The following is a 19,529-nucleotide window of genomic DNA, read 5'->3' as shown; positions in this document are numbered from 1 at the left end:
CGCCTAAGCGCGACAGGCGTATGTCGCTTGCGCAGCACCTTGTAGAGCTGCGCAGAAGAGCGATCATCGGAGCGATTGCTCTCGTGATCGGAATGATCATTGCCGCCCTGATTTCGAATCAGGTGATCGATCTTCTGACCGAACCGATTCGAATCGTTTCTGATAGTCGTGCGTCTGACTTCGCTGCCTTGAATTTCAACACGGTCACGGCCGGATTCGATTTCCATGTGCGAATCGCTTTCGCAATTGGCATTCTTCTTTCTGCGCCAGTATGGCTCTGGCAGATCTGGGCGTTCGTGATGCCCGGTCTCACCCGTAAAGAAGTGCGCTACACGGTTGGATTTCTCAGCGCCGCCATTCCGCTGTTTTTTGCGGGGTGTGCCTTGGGGCTGTGGGTCATGCCCCATGTCATCGAAGTGATGGCCACTTTCGTCCCCGAACAGGGAGCACTTTTCTACCAGTACGACGTCTATTACGACTTCGTTCTCAAGCTCCTACTGGTTATCGGTATTGCGTTCGTTCTACCCGTGTTTCTCGTGGCACTGAATTTCGCTGGAATCATCACGGGGAAGGCGATCTTGAAGGGCTGGCGTGTCGCCGTGCTCTCGGCGACGATCTTCGCCGCTATCGCCACTCCCGCGGCTGACGTCCTTTCGATGTTGATGCTCGGAGGCATTCTGATCGTGCTCTACGTTGCTGCCGCTGCGGTATCGATGCTCTTTGATCGACGCCGAAGCAAGCGCGAGGAGTCATTCCTCGCGTCGGACATTAACCAATGAGCGCGCCGAGTCCCGCGGAGAAATACCAACGCGCACAGCGTGCCCAGGAGCATCCGCTCTCTCGAGAGTTTGCGGAAATGCAGCGATTCTCGCTGGATCCGTTCCAAATCGCAGGATGCGAGGCGCTCGAAGACGGCCAGAGCGTCTTGGTCGCTGCGCCTACGGGGGCCGGGAAGACCGTAGTGGGGGAGTTCGCCGTACACCTTGCGATGCGAGAGAACGTAGACAAAGCGTTCTACACAACTCCGATGAAGGCGCTGTCCAATCAGAAATTTCGGGAGCTGCAAGCCGTATACGGTCCCGAGAACGTTGGCCTCCTGACCGGCGACACCAACATCAACGGCAACGCGCGCGTAGTTGTGATGACGACTGAGGTCCTTCGGAACATGCTCTACGCCAATTCTCCTGCGCTGCGTGGTCTCCGCTTCGTCGTGATGGATGAAGTGCACTTTCTTGCTGATCGCTTTCGAGGTGCGGTCTGGGAAGAAGTCATCATTCATCTCCCACCTGCGGTTCGTCTCGTGTCGCTGTCGGCGACGGTTTCTAATGCTGAAGAATTCGGCGATTGGCTCGACACCGTTCGCGGCGACACCGAGGTGGTTGTCTCTGAGATTCGACCAGTTCCATTGGAACAACACGTCCTAGTTCGAGGTGATCTCTTACCGCTGTTTGACGATCGCGGTGGATCCACAACAGCGCAAGTCAATCAAGAGCTCATGCGTCTTCGCCCCGGCGGAGGTCGCGACGGCGGAGGCGGTCGATCGCACGCGTATCGTTCCGGTGGCGCGAGACGCGGCGGTGGCCATAACCCCCCGCGAACACGGCATGCGGTGCGATCAGAGCGCGTCAGTCGTCCCGAAGTCGTCGAGCTCTTGGCGAAAGCTAATTTGCTCCCCGCAATCTTCTTCGTTTTCAGCCGCGTCGGCTGTGAAGCTGCTGTTGAACAGGTTCGACGTTCCGGCGTTCGACTGACATCGCCGCAAGAGCGTGACCAGATTCGCGAGATCATCGAAGAACGCATGAGCGCGATGGTGGACGAAGACCTGGCCGTGCTCGGGTATTGGGACTGGGCCGAGAACTTGCAACGTGGAATCGCGGCGCATCACGCCGGTATGCTCCCCGCTTTCAAAGAAGTCGTGGAAGAGCTGTTTCAGCGCAAACTCGTAAAGGTCATTTTCGCCACCGAGACGCTCGCGCTCGGCATCAACATGCCCGCTCGAACTGTCGTGCTCGAGAAGCTCGAGAAATTCAATGGAGAAGCGCGTGTACCGATCACCTCAGGGGAATACACACAGCTGACAGGGCGTGCCGGTCGTCGGGGAATCGATGTTGAGGGCCACGCTGTCGTGCAGTGGACGGAGGCGCTTGACCCGCAATCGGTGGCCTCGCTCGCATCGCGGCGCACCTACCCACTCAATTCGAGTTTCCGGCCGACGTACAACATGGCGGTCAACCTCATCGATCAGTTTGGGCGCGCGCGTGCGCGCGAAATTCTTGAGTCCTCCTTCGCGCAGTTCCAGGCCGATCGGGCTGTGGTCGGGCTCGCCCGGCAGGTGCGCGACGCCGAGGAATCGCTCGACGGCTATGCCACCGCTATGGCGTGTGACAGGGGAGATTTCGCCGAGTTCTCGCAGATCCGCCGTGATCTCAGCGACCTCGAGAAACTGAATCGAAAAGATGCGAATGCGTCGCGCGCCACTCGCGAGAGACGCCAGAAAGAGTTGAACTCTCTTCGCAAGCGAATGTCGCGGCATCCTTGCCAGGGGTGCCCTGACCGTGAGAACCATGCGAGATGGGCGGAGCGGTACTGGAAGCTGCGTCGCACAGTTGAGCGCACCAGACGTCAGATTGACGCGCGCACCGGCACCGTCGCGCGGGTGTTCGACCGCGTTGTGGACGTGCTCACTGAGCTCGACTACGTGCAAATTGATGACGAAGGGTCGACAACACTCACTCCTGCTGGACGCACTATGCGGCGTATTTATGGCGAGCGCGACCTTCTGGTCTCGGAATCACTGCGCACCGGGATCTGGAATGATCTCGATGCGCCGTCGCTCGCGGCACTCGTCTGCGCGCTCGTATATGAGCCTCGACGCGACGAAGCAGGAGTTGGCGATCGCGGGCTACCACGCGGTGCTTTCCGTTCTGCGCTCAGCGCCACTGAGAGTCTGTGGCAACGGCTGGATGACCTCGAACGGGATCACCATCTCCCGGGCTCTGAGGCGCCGGCTGTAGGTCTCTCAGCGGCCATGCACGCGTGGGCGCGGGGTGGGTCTCTCGATCGAGTGCTGACCGAGGCCGATATGGCAGCTGGCGATTTCGTCCGGTGGACGAAGCAGACAATCGACCTGCTCGATCAGCTATCGCTGGTCGCGGAAGGCGAGGTGGGGCGAGTTGCTCGCCGCGCTTTGGATTCGGTACGACGCGGGATCGTCGCGTACAGCGCTGTGTAAGCGAGCACAACTTAGTGTTGAGACGTGCCTGACTCGCAATCGCGCCCGCATACGCGTCCGCTTCTACCCCTCTGGGCTGCTCTCTTGGCCTCCGCGGTGGCTGGGCCAACGCTTGATCTCGCTTACCCATCTGTGGGGTGGTGGCCATTAGCATTCGTCGGAATTGCGTTTAGCTTGATCGCGCTCGTTGGTCGAAGCGTATGGGGTTCGCTTTTCGTCGGGTTCGTCTTCGGGGCGTCGTTTTATCTCGTGCACATTGAGTGGATCACTCGTTATCTCGGCGTTGTGCCATGGTTTGCATTGGCGGGTCTCGAGTCGATTCTCATGGCCGTCGGTTCAGTGCTGCTGACACTCGTCTATCGTTGGTTCCCGCGAGCGTTCCCGTCACGATGGGCGCGCCTCGTTGGTCTTCCCGCGCTGATTGGCGGAGTCTGGACGCTTCGAGAAATCGTTATGGGCTCTTGGCCGTACACCGGGTTTCCCTGGGCACGCATCGGAATGAGCCAGTCTGAAAGTCCCCTCGCGCACATTGCATCCTGGGTAGGTGTAAGCGGGTTGAGCTTCTTGATGGTCGTCGCGACCGCCGCAGTGATTGAGGCGGTTCGCGGGGGAGCGATACGTGATTTACGTCGTCTTATTCCTGCAGCAGCGATCGTGCTTGTTCTTGTTGCCACGCCACAGTACGTAACGACGGATGCTGGTGAGATGCGTGTCGGTTCTGTTCAGGGAAATGGTCCATCTGGTTATTTCGATTCGCGGTCGGCGAACTCCGTGCTCAGCGCTCAAATTGATGCGTCGTCTGCGCTCTTTGGTGAAGAGATGGACGTCTTGCTCTGGCCTGAGGGCGGCATCGACTCAGATCCGACGACATCACCGTCTACGGCGGCTGCGCTCGACCAGGTCGCGGAGGAGGTTGATGCGCCACTAATCGTGAACGCAGCTACAGTGCGCGGCGATGACATTTTCAATACGTCGATGCTCTGGATCGGCGGTGAAGGAGCGGTGCAAGTCCACGATAAGACTCACCCGGTGCCATTCGGCGAGTATGTTCCGGATAGGTGGTTCTTTCGTGCGCTCGCTCCGGACCTAATCGATCTCATTCAGCGCGAATACACGCCCGGTACCAATTCTCCGACGCTTGATGTCAACGGCACTACCGTTGGTCTCGCGATCTGCTTCGATGTCATTTACGACGATGTTGTGTGGGAAGGCGCAGAAGAAGGCGCCGAGGTGTACATGTTCCAGACAAACAATGCTGACTTTCGCGATACCGATGAGAACTTGCAGCAGTTGGCGTTCGCACGCATGCGCGCGATTGAGACCGGCCGGTCCGTAGTGAATATTTCGACGGTGGGAACGAGCCAGGTCATTGCGCCGGACGGCACAGTGATCGACGGGCTCCCCGCTGGCGAAGCCGGGGCAATGCTCACTGACGTGCCGCTACGCATCGGACTCACACCCGCAGTCGTGCTTGGCGGCTGGGTGCAGGCGATTCTTGCGTGGGGAAGTTTCATCGCGGTTCTCGCGCTTGGTGTGCTCGTGCGGCGCCGACGGCATATCCAGTGAGAACAAAAGAGCACCAACCCGGATAGGGCTGGTGCTCTTTTGTTGAGAGGTGGTTACGCGCTCAGTTTTTCCTTGTTCACGTCGTCGCCCGCACCGCGGCGAGCGCGGATGTATGCGAGACGTTCTTCGAGGAGTTCCTCGAGCTCGGGAACACTGCGACGCTCGAGCAACATGTCCCAGTGGGTACGTGCTGCTTTATCGTCGCTGTGGTCAACAGTCACAGTGCTGTCACCGACACGCAGAAGTGCTTCAGCACCGCATGCGCGGCACTCCCACGTCTGCGGTGCCTCTGCGTCAGCCGCAAAGGTCAGCGTTGTCTCGTGCTGGCACGTCGTGCAGACGTATGAGTGCTGCACGCGCTGATGAAAAACGACGCCCTCTTCGCTTTGTAAGCTCTGGGCGCCGAGACGTATACCGCGAAGGCTCCGGTCTGCCATTGTGTGGTCCTCTCGTCACAGGTCGTTATCCGGTATAACGTCATGACCTGTGTGCATCATCCGAACGGGGCCTTCCAACGGTCTTTTCACAGCCGATGCTCAGCCCGTAGGGGGTCGGAACTAGCGCAGCACAGCCAGGGCGAGATCGGCGCGATCCGTGACGATTCCGTCGACTCCCATACGCAGGAGCCGAAGCATCGTTTCCACATCGTTCACTGTCCATACATGCACTTCGATTTCGAGCTGGTGCGCTGCGCGAATTAAGCGCGGAGTGAGGATGCGGAGCATCCCTTGCCGTTCCGGAATCTGCAATGCATCCACCTTCTCAACACGTCGACGCGCGAGGCGTTGGACGCCAAGAGAGGATGCAGCTAAGAGGGTTGCGACCGTTCGTGTACCCGCTGAAGTCGCAGGTGTTCCACCCGCGCGAGCCGCGGACGCGAGCGCAAGCATTCTGCGCTCGTCCGAGAAACTAGTGATCAGGACACGGTTGGAGTGTGGAGCGACGAGTTGGCCCACCTGCTCGGCTGCGGCTGCTGCTTTTACGTCGAGATTGAATTTTAGGTCGGGAAAAGACTCGAGTGCCTGACGGAGCGTAATCAAGCCGCCACGCTGCGACATCAGCTCTTCGAGCTCGTGAGAACTCACGTCAGCGACTGCGCGAGGGTCCCCGGCTACCCGAGCCAGATCGGAGTCGTGGAAGAGCACGACCACACCATCGGCAGTGAGATGGCAGTCCGACTCGACGTACTCGACGCCCTCGGCGTGGGCCGTCGCAACGGCAGCGAATGAGTTCTCAACCACTCCATGCGCCGCGGCCTCTGGCAACACAAGTCCGCGGTGCGCAAAAATGCGAGGTGTAGCTGTGCCGGTAAAGAACGGATGCGTCACGCATCGAACAATAGCGGTGATTGATAGTGTCGAGACGCGCCCTGATCTCGGGCGGCATCCGTTTCGTCAGGAGTTGTTTGTGACCGAATCTTCGTCTGTTTTGAGCCCAGGATCGCTCGCGGGTAAGACCGCGCTCGTCACTGGATCCTCCCGCGGTATCGGCGCGGACACTGTGCGCTATCTCGCTGAGGCCGGCGCTAACGTCGTCGTTAATTTCCGGAACAAGGCCCCGCGCGCCGAGAAGCTGGCAAATCAGCTTCGCGAACTCGGGGTACGTGTTCTCGTCGTAGGTGCAGACCTCACAGATGCTGACTCAGTCCAGGCGATGTTCGACGAAGTGAAGAACGAGTTCGGTGGGCTCGACGTGCTCGTGTTAAATGCGTCTGGAGGCATGGAAGCCGGAATGGCGGAAGACTATGCGCTCCAGCTGAATCGGGACGCACAGGTGCGCGTTCTCGAAACTGCCCGACCGTTGCTCAGCTCAGGTGCTCGAGTTGTCTTCGTCACGAGTCATCAAGCCCACTTCATCAGGACAACCGAAACCATGCCGGAGTACGAGCAGGTCGCGCTGTCGAAACGTGCCGGTGAAGATGCACTTCGCGAACGTATTCCGGCGCTCTCTGAGGTCGGAGTCGATTTCGTCACGGTGTCCGGCGACATGATCGAGGGAACTATCACCGCGACTCTCCTTGAGCGCGCGAACCCCGGAGCGATCGCGTCGCGGCGCGATTCGGCAGGAAAGCTTTACAACGTTGCCGAGTTCGCTGCTGAAGTGGCGCGTGCAGTTGTCGACCCGATTCCGGAAGACAATACGCGCCTCGTGGGCGACACCACGTCCTTTGTGGGGGAGTAGCCCCGCTGAAATCAGAGAAGCCGCCGACACGTTGAGTGTCGGCGGCTTCTCTCGTATATCCAGAGAAGTGATCTACAGCGACTTGAAGGTGAATGCGCGAACGATCTGCAAGATTCCGAGAACAACCAGCGAGATCCCGATGAACAGCCACAAGACACCTGTCAAGAAGATGGGCGAGACGAGCAAAAAGATACCAGCGATGATGCTGATGATTGCGAAAAAGATCGTCAAGCCCTTGGAGGAGGCGCCACTCAGCGTGGTGAGCGAAACGACACCCTCGACGATCCACATGATGGCGATGACGTAGCCGATGAAAATGCCCAAGCCCGCTACGGCCATACCGAGATTACTGAAAGCGACTATGCCGGCCGCGACGAAGACAACTCCGAGAGCTATGTGCCCGACGCGAGCCCAGCCGCTCATCGACTTGGAAAAGACGCCGAGCCCTGCGTAGATGAGGCCAGCGACGATCGCGTAGACAGCGATCATTGCGGCAACGACCATGGCGCTCTTCAGCGGCCAGACGAGAATGAGAATGCCGACGATGAGCGCGACAACGCCGCCGATGCCAAGAGCGGTACGGATGCCGTTGACGGCAACCTTTTCGGGTGATGATGTAGCCATGAAAAGGCCCTTTCTGGGAGAAGCCTGAGAGTGTTCGCGTACCAGAGTAGCGCTCTGCGTGTATTTATGTGGGTAGCGGGGGAGCCTAAGCGAGTAGCAGTAGCAACAGCAGCAACACCGGTACGCAGCCGACGGTCGTGATGAATACTGTGTCGCGAGATATTGCTTCGCCGATGCCGTAGCGCTGCGAGTAGTTGAACACGTTCTGAGCGGTTGGGAGAGCAGCGAGAACGACCACAATCAAAACGTCTGTCGGCGAAAGCGAAAACACGAACGCAGCAACGAACCACGCGATCGCCGGCATAGCGAAGAGCTTCAAAGCGCTAGCGAGCAATACGTCCGCGCGGTGCCCCGCTGTGCTGAGGACGCGTTGGCCGTGGAGCGAGATTCCGTAGGAAATGAGGAGTACAGGGACACATGCGTTCGCGACGAGTTCTGTTGGCGCCATGACGAGCTCGGGTATTTCGATACCGGAAACGGAGACGAGGGTACCGAGCACGGAACCGATAACGATCGGGTTCGTGGCGGTGCGGCGAATGAGCGGCAGAATCTTCCGCTGGCCCGTTGTGACAGCATCCAGAATCGCCATTGAGATCGGCGTGAAGATGAGCAACTGCAACAGAATCACAGGCGCGGGATATGCGGCGCTACCGAGCAGGTACAACGAGAGCGGAATCCCGATGTTGTTGGAATTGACCTGACCAGCAGAAAGAGCTCCGATGAGCGTGTTACCGACGGATCTCCGCAAGAAGACCCGGGCGATCACGGTATAGACGAGCATCACGGCGATCGCCGCGATGGCTGACACCGGCAACAGCGCAGAAAAGAGGCTGTGGACGTCGGCGCGGGCAAGGACAACGAAGAGAAGAAACGGTGAAAGGACGAAAAAGGTCAAGCGGCTCAGGACAAAACGAGCATGCTCTCCGAGCAAATTGATTCGCCCAAGGATGTAGCCGATGAAGATGGCGACGCCAACGACGGCGAAGCCCGTCAATACATCGATCATCTACCGAGCCTAGGGCGTTGCCTGCCGCGCTATTTGCCCTTCTTATTGCTCTTCTCTTTATCTTTTCCCTTCGCTTTGCCGTTGGAAGAGTTCTCTGTTGAGTCGTTCACGTTTTGATTCGACTCGTTGGAGTCGGTCTGGTCGGTGGCGACCGGCGATTCCGAGGGTGTGATCGCTTCTTGCTCCGCAACCTCCGCCGCCAGGAGAGTCGCGATATCGTCTCTGACGACTTGTACCGCGGTAGTGATGCGCGTCAGCTCGTCGACCTCGATAGATCCCGATGAAGACTGAGCCTCGGCTGTCGCTGTGACCTCGTCGAGGATGCCGAGTGCTGTTTCATAGTCGCCTACCGCGGAGGCATCGGCGGCGTCGATGACAAGGGACTGCAAAGCATCACTCTCTGCTGTGCCATCTGAATCTGACGCTGCCTGACATCCTGAAAGCAGAAGTATGCCGACGAGAAGCGCCGCGGTCAGACCCATCGAACGTGCGGAAAATGTACGTGAAGTCATGGCGTCACCGCGTCCAGAAGTTCTTGCATATGGGATTGCAGCGGTTCTTCGAGCGCCGGCAGAGTGGGCGTCGGAGATGGCTGTGCGGCGGTCGGCTGATTGAGATTAACGGTCGCAACGATGATGACTGCAATCACAAGTGCGACTACCCCAAGCGAGATGCTCGCGATCACTCGCCGTGCGGGGTTGCGGCTCTTGTCAGGCCGAGGCGTCGCGGGTGATGCAGGCATTGGCTCGGTGAGTTTCGCTGTGCTCGCGGTCGCCGGTTGGGGGAAGTATGCATCTTGGGAAAGTGACTCAGCCATTTCGACGACTTGGCGACCGCTCGGCCGTTGCTCCGGCCTCGCGGCTGTCATTGCGGTGAGCATCGCTCGCCAGCCTCCGGGAAGGTCCTGCGGGAGCGAAGGATCTGTGTCAAGGCGGGCCAACATCGTTGCGTGTGCTGAAGCGCTAGGAAACGCGCGCTCTCCTGTCAACGCTTCGATCAGTACCAGACCGAGTGAGTAAATATCGCCGGCGGGAGAGGGGGAGTAGCCCTTGACCTGCTCGGGGCTAAGGTACGCCGCGGTGCCGATTGTTATGCCAGGTTGCGTGATACGAGTCGCATCCATTTCGACCGCGATACCGAAGTCTGCAAGCACTGGCTGATGGCCGTCCTCGGTCCGACTCAAAAGAATGTTCGACGGCTTGATGTCTCGGTGCACGATTCCCGAAGAGTGGACTACGTCGAGCGCACCTGCCACGTTTATCGCAACTGCGCGAGCGAGCTTCGCGGAAGAATCACCGTTCGCGATGGCATCTGCGAGTGTCGGGCCGTCAATGAGCTGCATGACGATGTAGGGCGGGTCATGCTCGAGTTGTGCGTCGTGAAGCGTCACGAGCGCCGGATGTGAGAGTCCCGCAAGGATTGTTGTCTCTTTGCGCGCTCGCACTCCATCTGTGCCAGAAACGATCGTGGGAGAAAATACTTTTACCGCGACACGGCGTTCAAGCTGAAGATCAGTGGCCGCAAACACTCGGCCGGATCCGCCCGAACCCAGAAGCTCTGCAAGCAAAAAGCGGTCGCCGAGGACTGTTTCGCTCGATTCGGGCTGTGTAGGTGTACTCACGCCCTGAATACTATTCAATGCAGCGGGTTGCGCGGTGGGGTTGCGCGGGTGGTCCGAGACAGTGTTGTCATTCCATCGATGAAATTCCCGGGCGAATAGGTTATTGCCGATAATGCACATTATGTCAGTTCGCAGCATCGCCGCCCACGGAGTTGATGCACTTACTGCTGGGAACCCCTAGCTCAGGGTCGGCCCTTTCCGGAGTGCCGCTGACACCAGCGCTAACGCTTCTTCGGTATCGAATCTCAGCGCGCGCATCTGATCGGCGAATACCGTCGCCGCCCGCTGCGCCTCGCGGCGGGCTGCATCACCGTATGGTGAGACAAAGGTGCCGTTGCGCCCGCGCGTCTCAATGACGCCGGATGCTTCCAGCTCTCGGTAGGCGCGAGCTACAGTTCCCGCGGCAACGCCGAGCTCTTCGGCGAGATGCCGGACCGTCGGTAGACGAGCACCAGGAGCCAATTCGCCGTCCGCCACAGCGCCGAGGAGCTGCTCTCGCACCTGCTCGAACGGCGGTAAGGATGAGCGAGGATCGATGACAATCACTTCAGTCCCCCTCCCCTGGTATAACCACATGATATCGGTCCACCTCTGCACGCGTGTGCGGTAACTGCCTTCTGCACTCACGTGGTCGTTCACGACACTACGCTCGGATCATGAGCCGTCTCGCCCTGATTGCTCGTTGGCTGCTCGGTGCAGGACTCGTCTTCGCGGGCCTTGGTCATCTCACGTTCGCACGCGACTCCTTCGTTGCACAGGTACCCAGGTGGACTCCGCTTCCAACCGACTTAGTTGTTGTGGCTTCTGGCGTCGTTGAGCTCGCGCTTGGGCTGTCGTTGCTCCTGCTGCCGAGATATCGCGTGCTGGTGGGATGGATCGTTGCCGTGTTCTTCGTCGCAGTTTTCCCGGGGAATGTCGAACAGTTCGTAAGCGGCACCGATGCTTTTGGCCTCGATACAGATGTTGCTCGCGGCATCCGTCTGATAATTCAGCCGATACTCGTTGTTTGGGCCCTGTGGGCTACTGGTGCATGGAAAGCATGGCGGCAAGAACGCCGTGCCTGAGACGCGGGGACTAGCCGTCCTCGGCCACAGTGCAAAAGGCTTCGCCCGTGACGCAGTGGTCACGGGCGAAGCCTTTGTGAAGTGTGAGAAGAGCATCCCCACGCGGCCAGCTCGCAGATGCTGACGTGCGTGGTTCAGCCGACCGCGTGCATCATGGCTGTCACACAGCGTCGTCGCGGGTCGATGTCGAGCGACGCGTGACCTGCTCCCCTGCGGCAGGGTCGACCGATGTACGCGTCACGGTGTCGGTCTGGCGGCGCCGCGCAAGCAGAATGATGCCGAGTATGAAAACGAGTACTCCCGCACCCATGAAGATGTAGCCGATGAGGTCGAGGTTGATCCACTCCACGTCGAAGTTGAGAGCGAACGCCAAAATAGCGCCGATCACGAAAAGAGCGATTCCGGCTCCAATACTCATGTGCGAGTCCTTCCCAGTTGAGCGTTGATTGTGTCGCGCACTCGTTGTGCATCGACCGATTCATAATCATGCCGAACCGCACCGCTGACTTGAGGGGGCTTGACATCGGCTCAAAATAGCTCGATCAGTCGAAGCTAGGCGAAATGGCAACAAACTCTGGCAACTTCGGTAGTCGCCCATCCCCCGAGGAAGTACGCGTCACACGACGACGTATCCATGGGCCCAAATGTTCCCGAAAGTAGTCACGGCTGTTCGGCTGGGGACGGTTCGCAAGCTCCGGCATTCGCCACCACTCCCCCGGAGGTTCCAGGCCAAGAGAGGTCAATACGCGCGCAGCTACCCGGTGATGTCCGCGCGAGTTCAGGTGCAGGCGATCTTCCGACCAGAAAGTTGGCTGCGAGAGCTCCTGGTCGGGCCAGTTGAAAGCTGTCGTGACGCTTTGGTCACCTGCGAGCCGCGCGCTGGCCGCCGCTGTCAGCAAGTCACCACGGCGTTGGATCAATCGACCTAGCGGAAGCTGCTTGGAGGGGTTGGCGCCAGAAAGCATGATCGCATGCACGCCTTCTTCCTTGCAGCGGCGAAGAACGTGAGCAAAAGCATCAGCGATATGCGCGATGCTCGTGCGCGGGCGAAGCATGTCGTTGCCGCCACCGTTGAATGAAAGGTGGGTTGGCTTGAGAGCAAGTGCCGGCTCGAGCTGCTGCGCGACGATCGGCCAGGCCAGCCGACCGCGAATCGCGAGATTCGCGTAGTCGACAGGGGCGCCGGATGCCGCAGCCCACCCGCGCGCCACGAGGTCTGCCCATCCGCGCACAGTGCGGTCTGGAAGTTCATCTCCGACGCCCTCGGTGAATGAATCACCGATCGCTACGTATCTGACAGCGTTCATTGGCTCAGCTCGCGTCTTCGGGAAGCTACAAATCAGTCGGCGTCGAGCAGCGCGCGAACTCGGGGAACGACTTCGGTTCCGTAGAGCTCGATGGAGCGCATCATGTGCTCATGGGAGAGCGGTCCATTCGAGAATTTGAGATCGAACCGCTGCAGTCCGAGGATGCGGATAGTGTCAGCCATCTTCGCGGCAACTGTTTCGGGTGAGCCAGCGTAGACAGAGCCCTCTGGTCCTACATCGTGCTGAAAGCGCAGCCGGTTGTACGCGGGCCATCCACGCTCGCGTCCAATTCGATTGTTCGAGTCAGCGAAATTCGGGTACGCCTGCTCCCAAGCCTCTTCATCGGTATCGGCGATGTGTCCAGGCGAGTGCACGGCTACCGGCAGCGGCTCATGCCCGAAGCTCTCAACGGACTGGTGAAAGAGATCCACGAACGGCCGGAAGCGTGCAGCAGGTCCTCCGATGATGGCAAGCGCGAGGCCGTAGCCATAGCGAGCCGCACGAACGACGGACTCGGGTGTGCCTCCGACACCGACCCACGCGCGGATACCATTTTCGGTCTTGGGGAAAACGTTGGCACCGTTGAGGGGTCCGCGAGTGCGACCCTGCCACGTGACTGGCTCCTCGCGAAGCAGCTGGCTGAAGAGATCAAGCTTCTCTTCGAAGAGCACCTCATAGTCACTCAACTCGTATCCGAACAGCGGGAACGACTCGATGAATGACCCACGACCTAGGGTAACTTCTGCTCTGCCGCCCGAAACTGCGGCGAGGGTCGCGAACCTCTCGTAGAGGCGCACAGGGTCATCGCTGGAGAGCACAGTGACACCCGTACCCAAATGAATATTCTGTGTGCGCGCCGCTGCCGCCGCGAGCACGATTTCAGGACTCGAGATCGCGAAGTCTGCGCGGTGATGTTCCCCGACGCCGAAGTAAGCGAGCCCAACGCGGTCAGCCTGGGCGGCCTGCTCGACAACGTTCCTGATCGTCTGAGCATCTGTCAGCTGCTCGCCGTTCGCGTCGCGTGTGACGTCGCCAAACGTGTCGAGTCCGAACTCGACCTGGGTGAAATCAGCTTTTCTCATGCTCGACCCTTCTATTCAGTCGAATGTAACAACGGATGCCGCGTCGCCGGTATTCCCAGATCGAGTTCGCGCCGCGTTAAGCCAAAGCCGTGCGAAGTGTATCGAGTCCGACTCCCCCGATATCGAGCGCGCGCTTGTGGAACGCCTTAATCGAGAACGAATCGCCCTCGGCTGCGGCGACATCGTCGCGCAACTGTTCCCAGATGCGCTGGCCGACCTTGTACGACGGTGCCTGCCCTGGCCAGCCGAGATAGCGGTTGACTTCGAACTGAATGAATTCGTCGGACATGTTGACGTTGCGACGCATGAAGTCGAGGGCGAACTCCGCGTCCCAAGTACCCACTCCGTCGGGCCGCGGCTTTTGTAGATGTACGCCGATGTCGAGCACGACGCGTGCTGCCCGCATCCGCTGCCCATCGAGCATTCCCAGACGGTCGGCCGGGTCGTCAAGGTAACCGAGGCTCTCCATGAGGCGTTCCGCGTAGAGCGCCCAGCCCTCAGCATGGCCGGAAGTGCCGGCGAGAAGCCTGCGCCATGAGTTCAACTCGGATCGGTTGTACACCGCCTGCGCGATCTGCAAATGGTGGCCCGGTATGCCCTCGTGGTACACGGTCGTAAGCTCGCGCCATGCGTCGAACTCTGTAACGCCCTCCGGTACGGACCACCACATGCGCCCTGGACGTGAAAAGTCGTCTGTTGGACCCGTGTAATAGATGCCACCCTCGTTCGTCGGCGCAATCATGCACTCCAATCGACGAATAGGCGCCGGGATGTCAAAATGCGTGCGACCGAGTTCTTCGACCGCGCGGTCGCTCGTCTCCTGCATCCAGCGCTGAAGCTCTTCTGTGCCATGCAGTTTGCGGCTCGGGTCTGCCTCCAAATGGGCGACTGCCTCTGCGACCGAAGCGCCCGGCAAGATCTCGTGTGCAATCGACTCTTGTTCCGCGACCATGCGGGCGAGCTCGCCGATGCCCCATTCGTACGTTTCATCGAGATCGACCTTCGCGCCGAGGAACTGCTGCGAGTGAAGGGCGTACGCTTCGCGGCCGACCGCATCCTGTTCGCGGGCTTCCGGCGCAAGTTCGGTCCCCAAAAAGTTCGCGAGGCGATCGTAGGCAACGCGTGCCGCGTTAGAGCTGTCGGCAAGGTCGCGAGCGAGTGATGCGGGAATTTGGCCGTTCTCGACTACTGCCTCACCCGTGAAAGTGGCGAAGAAGCCGTTGGCTGTCGTGTAGCGCTCAGCCTGACCGAGGACTTGAAGCACTTGGCGCCGTGCGGGCGTGCGGCCCACTCGAATTCCTTCGCGGAGCGTTTCGAGGTAGCCATCAATTGCGCCGGGTACCGCCGCGAGACGAGTCGAGATTACGCTCCAGTCCTCAACAGTATCGGTCGGCATGAGGTCGAAGACCTGACGAATGTCCTGCGCGGGCGACGCAATGACGTTCAGATCGCTGAGGTACGTCTGCTTTTCGTGGAGTTCGAGCTGCAACCGCAGTTCCCGAGCGAGGTCTAGCTGGGTCACGCGATCTATTTCGTCGGTAACCTCTGCGGCTTCCAGCGCGGAAAGCGTCGCACGGGCGGCTGCCGCGGATGCCTCGGCTCCCGCCGGGGAGTAGTCGCCAAATCGATCGTTGTGCTCGTAGCGTCCGATGTAGGTCGCCGCGGTGGGAGAGAGCTCGGCGACGGTGTCGACCCACGCGTCGGCGATCGAATCGATCGGCGTGTGTGTGCGTGAAGAATCAGTCATACCTTGAGCCTAAACACCGAGCGTGTACTGGGCCAGTCGATCAGTGCGCTGCCTCCGTCCAGTTGCGACCTCGGCCGATCTGCACGTCTAGCGGCACTGAAAGGTTCGCCGCGTCTCCCATTCGTGCTCGCACAATGCGTTCAGTGGCATCCCACTCCCCCGCAGCAACCTCGACCACGAGCTCATCATGGATTTGCAGGAGGACGCGCGATGAGAGGTTCTCGCTCTGAAGATCGGCGTAGATATTGACGAGTGCGATCTTCATGATGTCTGCGGCGCTGCCCTGGATCGGCGCGTTCAACGCCGCTCGCTCGGCGTTTTCACGCAGGACGCGGTTCGGGCTGGTGAGATCCGGGAACGGCCTGCGACGGCCGAAGATCGTTTTTGTATAACCGTCAACGCGCGCCTGTTCAACTGACGAACGAAGGTAGTCGCGCACGCCCCCGAATCGTGCAAAATACTCCAGCATCAGCTGCTTCGCCTCGGACTGCTCGATGCGAAGCTGCTTCGATAGCCCGAAGGCAGACAGCCCATAAACGAGCCCATACGACATGGCCTTGACCTTTGATCGCATGGCAGAAGTCACATCAGCCGGCTCGACACCGAAGACACGGGCACCGACGAAGCGGTGGAGGTCTTCACCCGAACGAAACGCTTCAATCAGGCCTGGGTCTTCGGAAAGGTGCGCCATGATCCGCATCTCGATCTGCGAATAGTCGGCGGTCAAAAGCGTTTCATATCCTTCGCCAACTTCGAAGGCCGCGCGGATGCGGTGGCTTTCTTCCGTGCGAACCGGAATATTCTGCAGGTTCGGGTCGGTACTGGATAGGCGGCCGGTTTGGCTTCCCGTCTGAACATAAGTGGTGTGAATACGCGCATCGTCACCGATTGCGCCATCCAGGGACTCGATTATTTGCCGCAGCTTTGTCGCCTCGCGGTGCTGCAGCAGCAGATCGAGAAACGGGTGAGGATTCGACTCTTGAAGATCCGCAAGGACAGCGGCATCCGTCGAGTAGCCAGTCTTCGTCTTACGCGTCTTCGGTAGCTCTAGGTCTTCGAACAGCACCTCTTGTATCTGCTTCGGTGAGCCCAGATTTACTTCTCGTCCAATTGCGGCGAAAGCCTCCTTCGCAATGTCCTCAGCACGGGTCGCGAGCTCGCCTGAGAAACTATTCAGTCCATCGTGAGAGACCGCGACGCCCACAAGCTCCATGTCGGCGAGCACGAGGAGGGTGGGAAGTTCAATGTCTCGCAGGACTTTTGCGACCGATTCATCCAGGTCATCACGTTGCGCCGCCGCGACGCGAAGTGTGTACCACGCTAGCTGCCCCGGGGTCGCTCCCTCGGTCTCGGGCACGAGTTGAGTGGGATCGGCCTCCGGCAACGTTTCATCGAGATAGCGCTCGACGAGGTGGGCGAGAGTCTTGTCCGGAAAACTTGGTCGTCTCAACCAGCCAGCAATAATCGTGTCGTAGCCGAGGCCGCGGACGCGCAGCCCGGCCCGGCGGAGCGCTTTGATCTGTGGCTTCGCATCACTGAAAATCTTGGGAGCGTCGGATGCCAAGAAGCTTTCGAGAGCTGAGGCAATCTCAGGCGACCAGGTCGCCTCCACCGCGTCGTCAGCGCGGGCGAGCCCGACACGATGCGGCAATCGGTCCTGAACGCTGACAGTAACTGCTACCTCGGATGGGTCAGCTGCAAGCCAAGCTGTGAGCGCAACTGCATCGACATCCGAGGGTGACGGTGCAGTGGCGACTGGTCGAGAGTCATCATGATCGTCGGCCGTAGTCCCCGTCGCCTCGAACACACGCGGCAGGAGCGTCTTGAATTCAAGACGCGAGAAGATGTCGCGGACTGCCTGCGCGTCGATCGGGCGAACAACGAGATCAAGAGGGGCGACCGGCAGCTCGACGTCCGTAAGCAAGCGATTCAAACGGCGGTTGCGGCGTACATCGTCGATGTGGTCGCGCAGGTTGCCGCCGACGACACCTTTGATCTCGTCAGCACGAGAAAGGATCTCGTCGAGAGAGCCGAACTGGGTGAGCCATTTGACGGCGGTCTTCTCCCCCACTTTTGGAACACCGGGAAGGTTGTCGCTGGTTTCTCCGACGAGCGCCGCAATTTCGGGGTATTGCTCGGGGGCGACTCCGTACCGTTCCCGCACGGTTGCTGGGTCGTAGCGCTTGAGCTGTGAAACACCCTGGACGCTTGGGTACAGAAGCGTGACGTCGTCGTTGACTAGTTGGATGGTGTCGCGATCGCCGGAACAGACCAGGACGTGGAGACCTGCAGCGACACCTTCGGATGCGAGGGTCGCCAAGATGTCATCGGCCTCAAAGTCTTCTTTCGTGAGCACTTCGATATTCATGGCCCGCAAGCAGTCTTGCAGGATAGGGATTTGGCCTTTGAACTCTGAGGGCGTCTCCGACCGTGTTGCCTTGTATTCGGGATACTCCCGCGTGCGAAACGATGAACGCGACGTGTCAAAAGCAACCGCGATATGTGTTGGCTTCTCGGCCTTCAGGAGATTTACGAACATCGATAGGAATCCATAGATTCCATTGGTGTGCTGGCCGTCTTTGGTCGTGAAATTATCGACCGGGAGAGCATAGAAAGCGCGATATGCCAGCGAGTGGCCGTCGACGACGAGAAGGGTAGGCTTTGCGGAGTTCGTCACTCTGCCAGCCTAGTCAGCGGGTCTGACGCCGTCGTCCCCCCTAGACCCAGGAGCAACTTCTGTGAGCGACTCTGCCCCATTCGATGGCATCGCGTGGGCGATGCAAAGAGGTAACGGCGCACTCGCCGACAAGATGGGTCTGGAGTGGATCGAATTCACAACAGAACGCGCTGTGGCATCCATGCCTGTCGCAGGAAACACGCAACCGGTTGGTCTTTTCCATGGCGGCGCGTATGTCGTTCTCGGCGAATCACTTGGATCGATGCATGCCAACTCGCTCGTCGGCGAAGGACGATTGGCTGTCGGCGTTGATATCAACGCAACGCACACGCGGTCGGCCACCGAAGGACGAGTCACCGGTGTCTGCACACCGATTCACGTCGGTAGATCGATTTTGGTGCACGAGATTGTCATCTCGGATGATCAGGGACGCCGTTGCTCGACAGTACGCATCACCAACATGGTCAAGGACTTGCCTGCGACGTAAGCGCACAGGCGTTGTAACGCTGGTGGGGCGTTACTTCTTGGGCGCGAGCTGCTCGATGATCGCCTTAGCGACGTCTTGCATCGTCAGACGGCGATCCATCGACGCCTTCTGAATCCAGCGGAACGCGTCGGGCTCGGCCAGGCCCATCTTCTCGTTGAGAAGGCCTTTGGCACGGTCCACGAGCTTGCGTGTCTCAAAGCGCTCAACCATGTCGGCGACTTCGGCTTCAAGCGTGATGATCTGCTCATGACGCGCGAGCGCGATCTCGATGGCTGGTAGCAGATCATTGGGTGTGAACGGCTTTACGACATAAGCCAGTGCGCCCGCCTCGCTCGCACGTTCAACGAGTTCCTTCTGGCTGAACGCCGTGAGGAGAACAACCGGTGCGATGTTGTTCTTGCTGAGCTTTTCTGCGGCGCTGATGCCATCGAGCTGCGGCATCTTCACATCCATGATCACCAGATCCGGTCGCAACTCAGTTGCGAGCTGGACGGCACTCTCGCCGTCACCTGCTTCGCCAACGACATCGAATCCGTTGTCTCGGAGGATCTCGACGATGTCGAGGCGGATGAGAGACTCATCCTCCGCGACGACGACTCGACGGGGGCTGGAGCCGGGGGCTTGATCTTGCTCTGTCACTATTGAATCCTACGGTATCGTCGTAGGTAAGCGCGCGTCGTACGATGAGACGAGCAAGCCGGCGTGGCGGAATGGCAGACGCGACCGACTCAAAATCGGTTGCCCGAAAGGGCGTGTGGGTTCGACTCCCACCGCCGGCACAGTAAGAAGAGGACGTCTCAGCGAGACGTCCTCTTCTGTTTCTTCTGTCCTGCGAAATTCCATCAGATTCGCAGGAGGCGCGCGGGAGCCGGGCGTGTCGACGGAATGAGAAAGGCGGGTTGACGGTTCCCCAGAGAGAACCGTGAACCCGCCTT

General features: G+C 59.5%; 19 protein-coding genes and 1 tRNA gene. 7 read left to right on the top strand and 13 right to left on the bottom strand.

Annotation, left to right across the window (positions count from 1 at the left end; genetic code table 11):
- Nucleotides 1-20 precede the first annotated feature (20 nt).
- From tatC to lnt, 3 genes are read left to right on the top strand one after another with little or no spacing between them, the layout of a single operon-like run.
- A complete protein-coding gene (gene tatC, locus G6N83_RS00595; protein WP_165142993.1) occupies nucleotides 21-779 on the top strand; it encodes a twin-arginine translocase subunit TatC in 759 nt (252 codons plus the stop codon).
- A complete protein-coding gene (locus G6N83_RS00590) occupies nucleotides 776-3,232 on the top strand; it encodes a DEAD/DEAH box helicase (protein WP_165138281.1) in 2,457 nt (818 codons plus the stop codon). Before tatC ends, G6N83_RS00590 begins: the two co-directional genes overlap by 4 nt.
- 24 nt (nucleotides 3,233-3,256) lie before the next feature.
- On the top strand, nucleotides 3,257-4,798 hold the full coding sequence (gene lnt / locus G6N83_RS00585) for an apolipoprotein N-acyltransferase (RefSeq protein ID WP_165138279.1): 1,542 nt from the start codon (nucleotides 3,257-3,259) through the stop codon (nucleotides 4,796-4,798).
- Between the two features lie 53 nt (nucleotides 4,799-4,851).
- Here the strand turns inward: lnt and G6N83_RS00580 are convergent, their stop codons facing one another.
- Together G6N83_RS00580 and G6N83_RS00575 are read right to left on the bottom strand one after the other, a co-directional pair.
- Nucleotides 4,852-5,235, bottom strand: a complete 384-nt coding sequence (locus G6N83_RS00580; RefSeq protein ID WP_165138277.1) for an RNA polymerase-binding protein RbpA — start codon at nucleotides 5,233-5,235, stop codon at nucleotides 4,852-4,854.
- A gap of 120 nt (nucleotides 5,236-5,355) precedes the next feature.
- Entirely contained in the window at nucleotides 5,356-6,126 is a 771-nt protein-coding gene (locus tag G6N83_RS00575) for a glycerophosphodiester phosphodiesterase family protein (RefSeq protein WP_165138275.1), read from the bottom strand.
- Between the two features lie 79 nt (nucleotides 6,127-6,205).
- Between G6N83_RS00575 and G6N83_RS00570 the strand changes: the two genes are divergently transcribed.
- Nucleotides 6,206-6,979, top strand: a complete 774-nt coding sequence (locus tag G6N83_RS00570; protein ID WP_241246235.1) for an SDR family oxidoreductase — start codon at nucleotides 6,206-6,208, stop codon at nucleotides 6,977-6,979.
- Between the two features lie 72 nt (nucleotides 6,980-7,051).
- Here G6N83_RS00570 and G6N83_RS00565 read toward each other — a convergent pair whose 3' ends face one another.
- The 5 genes from G6N83_RS00565 to G6N83_RS00545 all read right to left on the bottom strand — a co-directional run bounded on the left by G6N83_RS00565 (nucleotide 7,052) and on the right by G6N83_RS00545 (nucleotide 10,776).
- The gene (locus tag G6N83_RS00565; RefSeq protein ID WP_165138271.1) at nucleotides 7,052-7,603 is read right to left on the bottom strand and encodes an HdeD family acid-resistance protein; all 552 of its coding nucleotides are present in this window, start codon (nucleotides 7,601-7,603) and stop codon (nucleotides 7,052-7,054) included.
- Nucleotides 7,604-7,688: 85 nt separating this feature from the next.
- Nucleotides 7,689-8,609, bottom strand: coding sequence for an AEC family transporter (locus G6N83_RS00560; RefSeq protein WP_165138269.1), 921 nt, complete (start codon nucleotides 8,607-8,609; stop codon nucleotides 7,689-7,691).
- A 29-nt stretch (nucleotides 8,610-8,638) separates the two neighbouring features.
- A complete protein-coding gene (locus tag G6N83_RS00555; RefSeq protein ID WP_165138267.1) occupies nucleotides 8,639-9,121 on the bottom strand; it encodes a hypothetical protein in 483 nt (160 codons plus the stop codon).
- Complete coding sequence (locus G6N83_RS00550) at nucleotides 9,118-10,230, bottom strand: serine/threonine-protein kinase (protein WP_165138265.1); 1,113 nt, start codon at nucleotides 10,228-10,230, stop codon at nucleotides 9,118-9,120. The genes G6N83_RS00555 and G6N83_RS00550 overlap by 4 nt, the downstream gene beginning before the upstream one ends.
- A gap of 177 nt (nucleotides 10,231-10,407) precedes the next feature.
- Entirely contained in the window at nucleotides 10,408-10,776 is a 369-nt protein-coding gene (locus G6N83_RS00545; RefSeq protein ID WP_165138263.1) for a GntR family transcriptional regulator, read from the bottom strand.
- A 110-nt stretch (nucleotides 10,777-10,886) separates the two neighbouring features.
- Here G6N83_RS00545 and G6N83_RS00540 point away from each other — a divergent pair, with 110 nt between their 5' ends.
- Nucleotides 10,887-11,294: a DoxX family protein gene (locus G6N83_RS00540; RefSeq protein ID WP_165138261.1), complete on the top strand. Its 408-nt coding sequence runs from the start codon at nucleotides 10,887-10,889 to the stop codon at nucleotides 11,292-11,294.
- A 160-nt stretch (nucleotides 11,295-11,454) separates the two neighbouring features.
- On the opposite strand, the gene G6N83_RS00535 is transcribed toward G6N83_RS00540, so the two are convergent.
- The 5 genes from G6N83_RS00535 to polA form a co-directional block, all read right to left on the bottom strand.
- On the bottom strand, nucleotides 11,455-11,712 hold the full coding sequence (locus G6N83_RS00535) for a DUF6458 family protein (RefSeq protein ID WP_165138259.1): 258 nt from the start codon (nucleotides 11,710-11,712) through the stop codon (nucleotides 11,455-11,457).
- 124 nt (nucleotides 11,713-11,836) lie between these two features.
- A complete protein-coding gene (locus tag G6N83_RS00530; RefSeq protein WP_165138257.1) occupies nucleotides 11,837-12,601 on the bottom strand; it encodes an SGNH/GDSL hydrolase family protein in 765 nt (254 codons plus the stop codon).
- Nucleotides 12,602-12,633: 32 nt separating this feature from the next.
- On the bottom strand, nucleotides 12,634-13,683 hold the full coding sequence (locus G6N83_RS00525) for an LLM class flavin-dependent oxidoreductase (RefSeq protein WP_165138255.1): 1,050 nt from the start codon (nucleotides 13,681-13,683) through the stop codon (nucleotides 12,634-12,636).
- Nucleotides 13,684-13,759: 76 nt separating this feature from the next.
- On the bottom strand, nucleotides 13,760-15,430 hold the full coding sequence (locus G6N83_RS00520) for a DUF885 domain-containing protein (RefSeq protein WP_165138253.1): 1,671 nt from the start codon (nucleotides 15,428-15,430) through the stop codon (nucleotides 13,760-13,762).
- Between the two features lie 40 nt (nucleotides 15,431-15,470).
- Nucleotides 15,471-18,107 carry a DNA polymerase I gene (gene polA / locus G6N83_RS00515; protein WP_165138251.1) on the bottom strand — a complete coding sequence of 879 codons (2,637 nt, stop codon included), beginning with the start codon at nucleotides 18,105-18,107 and terminating at the stop codon, nucleotides 15,471-15,473.
- A 100-nt stretch (nucleotides 18,108-18,207) separates the two neighbouring features.
- Between polA and G6N83_RS00510 the strand changes: the two genes are divergently transcribed.
- Nucleotides 18,208-18,594, top strand: coding sequence for a hotdog fold thioesterase (locus G6N83_RS00510; protein WP_165142991.1), 387 nt, complete (start codon nucleotides 18,208-18,210; stop codon nucleotides 18,592-18,594).
- 30 nt (nucleotides 18,595-18,624) lie between these two features.
- Here G6N83_RS00510 and G6N83_RS00505 read toward each other — a convergent pair whose 3' ends face one another.
- Nucleotides 18,625-19,236 (bottom strand): ANTAR domain-containing response regulator, encoded by a 612-nt coding sequence (locus tag G6N83_RS00505; protein WP_375782622.1) that lies wholly within the window; start codon nucleotides 19,234-19,236, stop codon nucleotides 18,625-18,627.
- 54 nt (nucleotides 19,237-19,290) lie between these two features.
- On the opposite strand from G6N83_RS00505, the gene G6N83_RS00500 reads away from it, so the two are divergent.
- Nucleotides 19,291-19,373, top strand: a tRNA-Leu gene (locus tag G6N83_RS00500).
- Nucleotides 19,374-19,529 lie beyond the last annotated feature (156 nt).

The organism is Microbacterium endophyticum, from assembly GCF_011047135.1.
Classification (GTDB): Bacteria; Actinomycetota; Actinomycetes; order Actinomycetales; family Microbacteriaceae; genus Microbacterium; species Microbacterium endophyticum.
Note: the sequence above shows the minus strand (reverse complement) of the source record. Positions and strands in the feature narration are given on the sequence as shown.